Source organism: Nesterenkonia marinintestina, from assembly GCF_025420485.1.
Classification (GTDB): domain Bacteria; phylum Actinomycetota; class Actinomycetes; order Actinomycetales; family Micrococcaceae; genus Nesterenkonia; species Nesterenkonia marinintestina.
Genome location: NZ_JAOEFD010000001.1, coordinates 500,597 through 511,638 on the forward strand (window position 1 = coordinate 500,597; position 11,042 = coordinate 511,638).

8 protein-coding genes are annotated in these 11,042 nt (G+C 66.5%); 4 read left to right on the plus strand and 4 right to left on the minus strand.

What is annotated here, in order from left to right; all coding sequences use genetic code 11:
- Positions 1-18: 18 nt before the first annotated feature.
- Both mobF and N7E59_RS02215 read right to left on the minus strand, forming a co-directional pair.
- Positions 19-3,885, minus strand: a complete 3,867-nt coding sequence (gene mobF, locus N7E59_RS02210; RefSeq protein ID WP_261623264.1) for a MobF family relaxase — start codon at positions 3,883-3,885, stop codon at positions 19-21.
- The gene (locus N7E59_RS02215; protein ID WP_261623265.1) at positions 3,882-4,697 is read right to left on the minus strand and encodes a hypothetical protein; all 816 of its coding nucleotides are present in this window, start codon (positions 4,695-4,697) and stop codon (positions 3,882-3,884) included. The genes mobF and N7E59_RS02215 overlap by 4 nt, the downstream gene beginning before the upstream one ends.
- 810 nt (positions 4,698-5,507) lie before the next feature.
- Between N7E59_RS02215 and N7E59_RS02220 the strand changes: the two genes are divergently transcribed.
- A complete protein-coding gene (locus N7E59_RS02220; RefSeq protein ID WP_261623266.1) occupies positions 5,508-6,938 on the plus strand; it encodes an IS1380 family transposase in 1,431 nt (476 codons plus the stop codon).
- Between the two features lie 127 nt (positions 6,939-7,065).
- Here the strand turns inward: N7E59_RS02220 and N7E59_RS02225 are convergent, their stop codons facing one another.
- The gene (locus N7E59_RS02225; protein WP_261623267.1) at positions 7,066-7,476 is read right to left on the minus strand and encodes a GNAT family N-acetyltransferase; all 411 of its coding nucleotides are present in this window, start codon (positions 7,474-7,476) and stop codon (positions 7,066-7,068) included.
- A gap of 125 nt (positions 7,477-7,601) precedes the next feature.
- Here N7E59_RS02225 and N7E59_RS02230 point away from each other — a divergent pair, with 125 nt between their 5' ends.
- The 3 genes from N7E59_RS02230 (at position 7,602) to N7E59_RS02240 (ending at position 10,519) form a co-directional block, all read left to right on the plus strand.
- A complete protein-coding gene (locus N7E59_RS02230; RefSeq protein ID WP_261623268.1) occupies positions 7,602-9,059 on the plus strand; it encodes a hypothetical protein in 1,458 nt (485 codons plus the stop codon).
- A 132-nt stretch (positions 9,060-9,191) separates the two neighbouring features.
- Complete coding sequence (gene sigK / locus N7E59_RS02235; RefSeq protein WP_261623269.1) at positions 9,192-9,761, plus strand: ECF RNA polymerase sigma factor SigK; 570 nt, start codon at positions 9,192-9,194, stop codon at positions 9,759-9,761.
- Complete coding sequence (locus N7E59_RS02240; protein WP_261623270.1) at positions 9,758-10,519, plus strand: anti-sigma factor; 762 nt, start codon at positions 9,758-9,760, stop codon at positions 10,517-10,519. The genes sigK and N7E59_RS02240 overlap by 4 nt, the downstream gene beginning before the upstream one ends.
- Here the strand turns inward: N7E59_RS02240 and N7E59_RS02245 are convergent.
- On the minus strand, positions 10,516-11,042 hold a 527-nt coding region (locus tag N7E59_RS02245), incomplete at its 5' end, for a GNAT family N-acetyltransferase (protein WP_261623271.1). The genes N7E59_RS02240 and N7E59_RS02245 overlap by 4 nt on opposite strands.

The window sequence follows — 11,042 nt, forward strand, 5'->3', positions numbered from 1 at the left end:
GTCCAGGTGGTGGTGCAGCTAGTGCAGGTCCGGGCCGGAGTCCTGGGGTGTCGGTGAGGCCGGCTCCGGCTGGGAGAACGGGTCGAGCGGGTCCAGCGGGTCGGGGATCTCCGGAGCAGGTGTCCGCGCTGCGGCGGAGGCTGATGAGGTGCTGGGGCGTTCCGGATCGACCCGGTTCAGGGCGGCGTGTGCGGCGGCGAGGGTGTCGGTGTGCTCGACGTGTCGGCGCAGGTGATCTGTCATCGGGCCCTGATCGAGGGCGACGTCGTCGGGATCGGGGATCGGCCCGGCGGCCGCGGCCGCGGTGTCAGGGCCGGTCTCTGAGGCCGTTTCTGTGTGGTGGTCTGCCCCGGCGGTGTGCAGGGTGGTCTGCAGCCGTTGCCAGAAGGGCCGCAGATAGTCCCTCTCGGAGGGCTCGTCGCCCAGGGCGGTGTCCGCGTCACCCTGTTCGGAGACTGCCCGCCAGGTGACCACGGCGTCGACGACGTCGCGTCGTGAGGCGGGGTCGGGGTAGGCGGTTTCGAGGTCGGTGAACCAGTCCGGTGGGTCTTGGCGCAGGGCGTGGATTCGGGTGGCCAGTTGGGCGTCGATGTCGGTGTGGATGGACTCCAGGAGCTGCGCCTGTCCGTCGGTGGCCGCGGCCCCTGCGGGCAGCATCCCCCCGGGCCCGGTGGTGTGGTGTGCCCGGGATTGGCAGCGGGCGAGGATATCGGCGGCGGAGTCATCGGGGTGGGTCTGCCCCGTGTGGGTGGCGGCCGGATCTGCGCCGGCCAGGGCGTTCCACTGCTCGTCGGTGTATATGTCGCTGGCCGTGGCCTCGGGGTAGGTGTTTTGGACCCATTGGCGGGTGCGATGAGTGCGTGCGGCCCAGTGCAGGTACGCGGCTTCGTGGCAGAGCCGGCCGAGATCGTTGGCCCACCCGTGCTCGGCGTTGCGGGCTTCGTGGGCGGTGCGCTCGGCGGTGGAGCGAGAGACCACAGGGCCCAGGGCTTCGCGGGCGGTGTCCGCGGTCGAGGTCTCGGTGAGCAGGTCCCATTGGTCGGGGCCGTGGTCCTGCTCATCGGCCAGTGCCACGTAGGCGTGGTTTCCCTGCCGACCTCGGGTCATCGACACGTAGAACAGTTCCCGGCTCAGATCGTCGCGCACCACCGCATGCCCGGTGTCGACGGTGACTCCCTGGGAGCGGTGAGCGGTGGTTGCGTAGCCCAGCTCCACGCTGGTGGCCAGGTAGTCGCCGTCGAGATCGACGGTGGCACCGGACTCGGCCAGGCGTGCCCGGGCAGAGCCGTCGGGGTGGATCTGTTCGACGGTCATCAGCGTCCCGTTGCCCACGAAGGCCCCGGCGGAATCGCGCAGAGCCCGGTTGTTCTTCCGCGCCAGGATGGAGTCCCCGACCCCTGCAGTGGTGTCCTGCCGCAGGGGGACGGTGGTCTCGATGTCCACCTCCCCGGAAACGGCTCGTGCGACCTGTGCCCGCTGGTTCAGCTCGGCTACGGTGGTGTTGTCTGAGGCGATGAGGATCGAGGACAGACCGGCCGCGGTGTCGGCCTCCCACGCCGCGTAGGCCGCATCGGCGGGGTCGGTGTCCTTATCCCCGTGGAGGCGTCCCTGCCGCTCATAGGTCTCCAGGGCGTCTTTGTCACCGCGGCGCAGCTGCAGCGACGCCTGACGTTCCCACTGCTGGTGGAATCGGAAGACGCTTGTGAGCTTCGCGTGATCGAGGTTCCGCTCGACGTGGCCGAGAAACCCGCCGGCGTCGACGGCCTCTAGCTGTGCGGGGTCTCCGACCATGAGGACCTTGGCTCCGGCGGTCTCGGCCTGGTGGGCCAGCTCGGCGAGCTGGGCGGTGGAGATCATGGAGGATTCATCGAGGATGAGCAGCTGATCGCGGCGCAGCTGGTAATGAGCCTGGGTGGCGTAGTGCCCAGCGAGCCGGGCCTGCAGGGTCTCGATCCTGCGGTGGTGAGTCTCCGAGTCGTGGGGTGCAGAGATGAGCGCGGCGAGGCGCGCCTCGTCGGCTGCGACCTTCTCAGCCCGGCGGGCCGCTCCCTCCCCGACGGACTCGTAGAGCCATTTCGAGACGTTCTCGGCTTCGGTGCCGATGGTCTCTGCCAATCCGCCGGCGGCCACCGCGGAGGGTGCCAGCCCCAACACGCTGCGATCGCCGTGGGTCGCCTGCCAGGTCGCGGTGATCGCGGCCATGGTGGTGGTCTTCCCCGTCCCTGCGGGGCCGATGATCGCGCTGATCCCTGTGGTCTGGGACAGGGCGTGGTGGGCGGCCGCGTGCTGGTCGGAAGACAGGGCCAGCCCCTTGTCCGATCGCCACCGACTCAACTGCTCATCCAGATCCGTGGGGTCCTCGAGGGTAGGGGCATCGCCGCTGGTGGTCCGGTCGAGCAGGTACGCCTCCTCATCGAGGACCTGGTCGGTGGTGTAGACCCCGGCGTGACGGTGGTGATCGAACACCGACTCACCACGCAGGGTGGTGGTCGCATCCCCCGGGGACGGGGTAGTGAGAGTGAGACGGTGCGGGGTCAGGGCGACAGCTTGGTCCAGAGCTTCCTGGACCACGGTGTCGACCAGGTTCAGCCTCTGGTCGACGTCGGCGCAGCGGACCAGGCGCATGACCCGCTCGGCCGAGGCGATGATGTTCGCCCGAGTGAAGGTCGATCGGCGCTGGGAGGCTTCCTGCAGGACGAAGGACCCCAGCTGCCTGGTGACACCCGCGGTGAGCATCTCGGCGGTGATGGTCGGGGCCTGGTGGCCCACCGCGGTGCGGACGACCTGCTCCGGGGTGTGCCCAGCACCCAGTGCCCGACGACGCCAGGAAGTCATCCTCTCGGACAGGGTGAGGTCCCCGTCTTCGGTCTTGGGGGTCCGGGTCTCCAAGGTGGCCTGTTGGCGCAGCTGGAGCACGGTGGCCTGGGGGATGACCTTATCGGGGTGGCGATCACCCCAGGCGGCGATGAGCTCGTCGGCTCGTTCTTCGATGAGCAGGCTGCGAGTGGAGAACTCGTGGATCAGGGAATCAGGCACCCCGGAGACCTCCACCCGGTGGCGGGAGCCCGCGGCGTGATTGGTGTCCAGCTCCGAGGCCGCGGCCTCGGCCAGCGCGGATTCCAGCCCCGGGTCGTGAGCGGCGTCGCGGGACTCAGCCACTGCGCCGACGTGGTCATGGAGTCTGTCGAAGAGCAGTGAGTTGTACCGTTCGCTGATGGCCACCACATGTCGGTGCAGGGTGTAGGAGTCGATGGTCACCCATTGGTCGTCAGCGACCCGCTGGACACGGTTGGAGATCACCGCGTGAGTGTGCAGCTGGGGGTCCCCGGCCCGGGAGTCCCAGTGGTCGAACAGGCTGGCCACGACCCCGTGGACCGGGACATGCGCGACACCACCGTGACCGGCCCGCGATTGGATGACGTTCTGCTCAGCCCAGGACAGGGTCTCGGCCAGCGCCTGGTGGTGAGCGTCTTGGATCCTGCCCTGCAGTTCGGGTCCGGCCAGGGCCCACAGAGCTGAGACCGACTTGGGCACCGAGAAGGTCAGGTCGAACCCGGCCACACCCTCGCGGGCGGACTTCACCTGCTGTCCAGCAGGTGTCCGGGCACCGGCCGGTGTCTGCTGTCGACCCATGATCGGCCGCCCCAGCTTCTGACCGGTGACAGGATCGACCTGATCCTGGAACAGGGCGCGGGCGTGGTGCTCGGACACCGTCTCCCCCGCGGTGAGGTTCAACCCGACCAGACCCGAGCCGGCCCACCGTCCCGGTGGGGCCTTGGCCCCGGTGTAGTAGCTGGTCATGTCCGGGACCGGGTCGGCCCCATCCCCGACGGCGGCGGAGTTCAAGTAGTAGTCGATGGACATCTTCGAGATGGACACCGTCATCGGCCAGCCTCCTGTCCAGTCACTCCGACCCCGGACACCGTCGCCTCCGACGTCCCGCGGCCGTGGCCATGGCCATCCGGTTCAGTCCCAGGTGGCTGGTCATCCTGTCCAGCCGCGGCGTCCCGGTAGGCCCGCCACGTGTCCAGGATGATCTTGTCCGGTGTGGCCAGCCGCCTGCCCCGGGTGGTGGCCAGACGGGCACACAGCTGATCCCACTGCTCAACGATGGTGGCCACCTGCGCCCGGGCATCGGTGACCTCGCCCAGCGCGGCCGCCGCCCGGTTGTATTGGCCGGCCAAGGACTCATACCGCTCGAACAGGGCCCGGTACTGTCCGACGACCTGGTCATAACGAGAGGTCACCGTGGCCAATCGCTGGTGCAGGGTGGCCACCTGCTCACGCACCGCGGTGTCCACCGCGGCGTCCAACACCGCAGTCCGGTGGCCAGGGGCAATGGTCCCGTCCGGGCCGGTGACCGATTCATCAGCCCGACTCGAGACGACAGTGTCCGATGGTGCAGTGTCCGATGCAGCCGCGGCGTCCACCGGGTTGGGCACTGGGTTGGCCACTGGATTGGCTACGCGGGTGTCCAGGTGTGTCTGGTCGCCCGAGGTGGCCAGTTGGCCACGGAGGGTGGCCAGCTTATTGGACATCTCCGCGATCGCCCGCCGGCTGCGCCGCTCATGGAGGTTCAACCGTGTCCGCAAGGAGTCGGCCGTCTCCTCGGCGTGCAGCTGTTTGGTCTGCGCCGCAGCCAACGCCTCGGAGGCTCGGTTTGCTCGGTGACGCTCAGTGTGGAGCAGCTGCCTCATCTCGCTGAGCGTGGGCTCCGCCGTCGACGCCTCACGCGAGGCCGCGGCGCGGGCCTGACGATAACGCCGTTGTCCGGCCCGGTTCTGACACCGCCGGCCGCAGTAGCGGCGACGGGAACTCGCCCCGGTCGGCAGCGGGTCGCCGCATTCGAGGCACGCACGAGAGTAAGCGCTCATGGTCACTGCTTCGCCGCAGCGAGGCATTACGTATGTCAGCGCAGTGCACCTTGGTGCCAGAGGTGTGATGGTTAATTGCGGGGGAGGCGTGTGAGAGTGAGCGGAGCGATTCGAGGGCGACTTCTGGGAGGACTGAGGGGCTTCCTGGCGGCAGTGGCGGCCTGTTGCCGTGGCGGAGGGAATACGGGGCGTATGGGCAGCCGGGGGTGTGCAGTGCGGCATTTGCTCTCTGCGGCTGGTCTCTGCGGCTGGGGGCGCTGGAGGGGTGTTCGGACGCTGCGTTGTGGGAGCGCTTGGGCGAGGCATGGGCGCGGTGCGGTGTCTGATTGGGCCTGGTGGACAGGTTGGGACCTGGGGGTGGGTGTCCGGCGGACACCAGACGTCGCCCGCCGGACTCGCAGTGGACACGAGCAGGCCAGTCACCCGTCCACCCGATGACCGACGATCGGTGGCCCGGCCCAGTGGGAGTGGACAGGTGGCCAGCGACGCGGGTGTCCGGAGGCCTCCTAATCCTCGATCCACCGATGAGGGGTGTGTCTGAAGCGGCGCGTTAACAAGGAAATGCCCTCCTGACCTGGGAAAATGGTGATGTCTAACGTCACAAGTTCCCAACCAGAAGGGCACACCTCTCAGGTGCTATTCAACCATGCCCCAGCTGGGGTCTCCTATACCTTCGATGAGCCCAACCTCGTGTCGGCTGCTGGGCTGGCGCCGATGATGGCTCTGGCCCAGAATGCTGGGCTGGCTGAGTTGGCTCAAGACAGGGTCACGGTGCACCGCACTGGGGCCGATAAAGGCGCCAACGCTGGTGCGAAGGTCAGCTCGATCGTGGCCGGGATGGTCGCCGGTGCCGACAGCATCGATGACATGGACGTGCTGCGCCACGGCGGGATGAAGAGTCTGTTCGACTCGGTGTATGCGCCCTCCACGTTGGGGTCTCATCTACGGGCCTACACCTTCGGCCATGTCCGCCAGCTCGACGCGGTCGGCACCCGATTCCTGGCCTCGTTGGGCTCGTATGCGCCGCTGCTGCCGGTAGCGCCTTCAGCCACCGGGGCCGCGGCCATGACGTTTGTGGATATCGATGACACCGTCATCGAAGTCCACTCTGCCAAGAAGCAAGGAGCCGGGTTCGGCTATCAGGGTTCCCGGGGACTTAATGCCCTGCTGGCCACCGCTTCCACCGCTGAGGCCTCTCCTGTGGTGGTGGCCCAAAGGTTGCGCGAAGGCTCGGCCTATTCAGCCCGCGGTGCTTCCCGGATGGTCGGTGACGCCCTGGCCGCCACAGCCAAAATCCCGGGCACCTGCGGGCCTGTGGTGGTCCGGGCCGATTCGGCCTACTACAACGCCAAGGTCGCCAAAGCCGCCGCCGATGGCGGGGCCAAACTCTCGGTGACGGTGCGGATGAACAAGAGGGTCAAGACCGTCATCGCAGGCATCCAGGAGGACGCGTGGACCAAGATCCAGTACAAGAACTCCATCTATGACGAGACCACCAAAACCTGGATTTCTGAGGCTGAGGTCGCTGAAGTGCCCTTCACCGCGTTCACCTCAAAGAAGAAGTCCCTGCAGGTCACTGGCCGGCTCATCGTGCGCCGGGTGCTTGAGAAGAACGCCAAGAAACTGGCCGCCGGCCAAAACACGATCTTCGATGTCTACCGGCACCACGGGTTCTTCACCACCATCGATGCTTCAGCGCTGGACACCGCCGCTGCAGACCGGATGCACAGGGCCCATGCAGTGATCGAGCAGGTCAACGCAGAACTCAAAGCAGGCCCGCTGGCGCATATGCCCTCCGGGATATTCCAGGCCAACGCCGCCTGGCTGGCGATCACCACCATGGCCCATAACCTGATGCGTACTACTGCTGCTGTCATCGGCGGCGCCATGGCCCGAGCAAGGGCCCTGACCCTACGCGCCCGGATCATCGGCATCCCCGCACGGATTGCTCACAGGGCCAGGAAACTCATCCTGCATCTGCCCACCGACTGGAAATGGGTTCAGGCCTTCGAGGAACTCTGGGCCAAAGCTCTGGGCCCACCACCAGCGGCCAAGAGTACTTGATCACCCAGCCCTGCAGGGCACCAGACCCAGGACCCAGGAAATCCTCGGAAACCAGAAGTGGAACAGACCGGAGCGTGGCCGGGACACTACCGGCTGCCCACGTCCCCCGCAACCAAAATTCACCCACTCAATAACTCGACAAAGAGCTCATCGGTGGATCGAGGCTAAACACCCACAACGACGCCGACCTCTCCCCCACCAGCTCGTTCAGCAGCGCACCGGCGGCCCCGGACCCGTAGTGCTCGGCCAGCAGGTAGATCAGGTAGAGCTCGAGCTCGGCGTCGGCCTCATCGGCCTTCCCCGTCATCGCGATTCCGGCGATCTCGTCGTCGATCTCTGCGACTCGAGCATTGGATCGCAGCCCCTGGTCAGCCAGCACATTCGACCACATCCGGATCCGGCCGGCCAGGGCATCATCGTTCCAGAACCGGTCCGGCAGCAGCCGGTGATAGGCCTGCTTCCACGCGGTGATGTGCACCTGCGCCAGCTGCGCGGCCTCACCTTCGCGGGGGTGGCGCACCACCAAGGAACTAGTCATACATCCAGCCTAGCCGGGCCCGGTTCAGCACCTCTGCGGAAACTTTTTCAGATTGCCACCCATCCGGGCCGCAGTCTGCTCCGAACATTCAGTGACCGCAAAAACGAGCAACAAAGGAGAAGACGATGAACCGCTCACGAGTGACTACCGGAGCCGCAACCGGATTGACCCTGATGCTTGCGCTCGCCGCATGCGGGGACACCGGGACCGAGACCGAAGAGCCCATGGAGCCCGAGGCCAACCAGGAGGAGGCCGACACCAACGGTGATGCCGAGCAGGAGGATGCCGGCGCTGATGAGGACATGGAGGACTCTGAGAACATGGAGCGCTCCGACGACGCCGATGACATAGACGACATGGATGACATGGACAACGGCGACGACGAGGAGACTGAGGGCGCAGAAGAGGACATGGAGGATTCCGACGCCGAGGGTGAGCTCAGCGCGGTGATGCCGGAGAGCACCGGTGACCCCTTCGCTGACGCTCGTACCGCCGCCCAGCACATGCCGGGCTCAGCAGAGGACCTCTCCGTCGGGTTCACCGATGCCCTGGACATCTCCGGGGAGCCGCAGTCTGAATCTGCAGAGCTGCGCGGTGACCTGACTGCCATGTTCCAGGAGCACGTCTACCTGGCAGGCATCGCAGTGGCCACCGCCTACCACGCCGGCGCGGACTCCGATGAGTTCGACCTGGCCACCGAAACAGTGGATGCCAACTCTGTGGCGATGGCAGATGCCGTCGGTGAGCTCGCCGGCGACGACGCCCGCGAATCGTTCCTGCGCAACTGGCGGGAGCACATCGACTACTTCGTTGACTACGCCGTCGCCGCTGAAGCCGGTGACGAAGAAGGCATGAACCAGGCGGTCGAGGACCTGCGCGAGTACACCGACGGTGTGGGTGACTTCTTCGAGCGCATCACCGACGGCGAGCTCGATTCTGACACGGTGACCGATTCCTTCAACGGACACGTGGACACCCTGGCTGCGGCAGTGGACTCCCTTGCCGCCGGTGACCCCGAGGCGTTCACCAACCTGAAGATGGCCGCTGATCACGTGGTGGAGGGATCTGCGGTGATGTCCGAAGGTCTGGGCAGCACAGCCGGCCTGGAAGGTGATCCCAATGATGAAGCCTCCGAACTGCGCGCCGGGCTGACGGCCAACCTCAACGAGCACGTCTACCTGGCCGGCATCGCCGTCTTTGTGGCCTACACCGATGAGGAGGGCACCGACTCCGATGCCTTCGCTGCAGCAGCCGAAGTTGTCGATGACAACGCGGTGGAGCTCGCTGATTCCGTCGGTGAGCTCGCCGGCGAGGAGAACCGCGAGCCGTTCCTGGAGCTGTGGCGTGACCACATCGGCTACTTCGTTGACTATGCGGAGGCTGTCGCCGAAGAGGACGACGCCGCAGCCGAGACCGCGCTCATGGAGCTCGATGAGTACCGCGGTGAGGCCGGAGAGTTCTTCGAGGAGGTCTCCGATGGTGAGCTGGAAGCAGATGAGATCGCCGATGGCCTGGGAATGCACGTCCAGACCCTGGGCGGTGCCATCGATTCGATGAACGAGGCTCTGGTTCAGAACGACTGATAGGCGAATCAGCAGCCGGGTAAGGGGTCGGTGGAGAACCGCAGAATATGGGGTTCCCACCGGCCCCGCTCACTGCGCGCAGGCCTGTGGTGACGGTAGGATCGCACGGTGAGCGAACCGCGAGGGTCCAGTGTGACCGAGGAGCGCGGTGCCCGCTTGGCCCACTTGGCGCAGCTGATGGAACGAGTCGGGGCCGGCGATTCGGCAGCCTTCGAAGCACTCTACGAAGAAATCTCCCCGCTGGTCTACGGCACGGCCGCCAAGGTGCTGCGGAACCCGGACCTCGCTGCTGAGGTGACTCAGGAGGTGCTGGTGGAGGTGTGGCGCAGCGCGGCGACCTTCAGCCCCATGGGCGGATCGGTTCCAGCCTGGATCGCCACCATGGCCCACCGCAGGGCGGTTGACCGGGTCCGGGCGGTGCAGTCCCAGCGTGAACGGGATGAACGCATCGGTGTCCGCGACTACCAGCCGCCCCAGGAATCGGTGGCCGATGAAGTCGAACGAAACCTGGAGCAGCAGCAGCTGCAGGGGTGCCTGGAAACCCTCACTGATCTGCAACGCTCGGCGGTGTACAGCGCCTACTACGACGGCTTCACCTACCGGGAGGTCGCTGAGCGGGCCGATACTGGACTTCCCACCATCAAGTCCCGAATCCGGGATGGCCTGAAACGACTGCGAGAGTGTCTGGAGGTGCTGGCATGAACGGGAACGAAGATTCACCCCGTGACCTGCTGGGCGCTTGGGCGCTCGACGCCGTCGATGACCTGGAGCGGGCGCACGTTGAACGGGCCATCGCCAGCGATGAGGAGCTCGCCGCCGAGGCCCGGCAGCTGCGAGAAACCATCGGCAGGTTCGCCGAGGCCGATGCCCAGCAGCCACCAGACCATATCCGCGACGCCGTTCTGGCTGAGATCCAGCAGTCGGCCGCCGCTGAAGACACCACTGACACTGCTGCTGTGCGCGAAGACCGCGATGAGCTCGCCAGGATGCGTCGTCGTCGGCGGTGGCAGGGCTTGGCTGCGGCGGCCGCGGTGGTCGTCGCCGTCGCGATTCCCACAGCAGTCGCCGTTGATCAGGCAGATCGTGCCGACCAGGCTGAGCTGCAAGCCGGATTCGCCCAGCAGCAGGTTGAGGAGATCACCGAGGCGCTGTTGGATCCGTCGGCTGAAATGGTCAGTGATGACTTAGCAGATGGTTCCCGCGGCATCGCTGTCTTGGGTGATGATTCTGCGCTGTTTGCTGCCCGGGATATGGAGCAGCTGGATGATCAGGACTACCAGTTGTGGGTGCTAGAGGGTGAGGAGGCGACCTCCGCCGGGGTGCTGGACTGGGATGAGGGTGAGCTGACGGCAAGTGTTGACCAGTTCCCGGACGATGCAGCCCTGGCGGTGACCGCCGAACCGACCGGCGGCTCCGAGCAGCCGACCTCCGATCCGCTGATGGTGCTCGGTTCGCCCTAGTCCCGGACCATGCGGACCTTGGGCAGGTTGTCGATGAGCTTGAGGTGCTCGACTGCGCCGTCGGCCCGGTATCCGTGCCTGCGGTAGAACCCGATGGCACGGTGGTTGGCCTCCATGACCCACAGGTACGACGGCGACCGGGCTGGGTCTAGCGTGTCGAGCATCCGATTGGCCAGGCCGGTTCCGTAGACCGGGGAGAGCACGTAGAGCCGCCAGAGCTCGTTGGCAACTGGGGCATCGGCGTCGCGGGCCGGGCCGAAGGCCCCGAACCCGATGATCTGTTCTCCATGCTCGGCCACGACCACCCGGGGCTTCGGCTCGGCGGCGCTGAGCGTTTCGGCCCACATGTGGGTTCGCCGCTCCACGGTGTTGCGCTTCATGAATTCGGCCGGAAAGTAGTGCCCGTAGGCTTCCTCGGCGGCGACCATGTGGGCCGCGCCGAGGCGTTCGGCGTCGTCGAGCCCTGCATCACGAATCACCAGCTGCTCCAGCACAGCACCAAGATAGGTCATTGAGAATCTAA

Bases quoted from the DNA above. Each gene is read 5' to 3' on its own strand.
- mobF (WP_261623264.1), bottom strand. From the start codon at position 3,885: ATGACGGTGTCCATCTCGAAGATGTCCATCGACTACTACTTGAACTCC.
- N7E59_RS02230 (WP_261623268.1), top strand. From the start codon at position 7,602: ATGAACCGCTCACGAGTGACTACCGGAGCCGCAACCGGATTGACCCTG.
- N7E59_RS02225 (WP_261623267.1), bottom strand. From the start codon at position 7,476: ATGACTAGTTCCTTGGTGGTGCGCCACCCCCGCGAAGGTGAGGCCGCG.
- N7E59_RS02215 (WP_261623265.1), bottom strand. From the start codon at position 4,697: ATGAGGCAGCTGCTCCACACTGAGCGTCACCGAGCAAACCGAGCCTCC.
- N7E59_RS02240 (WP_261623270.1), top strand. From the start codon at position 9,758: ATGAACGGGAACGAAGATTCACCCCGTGACCTGCTGGGCGCTTGGGCG.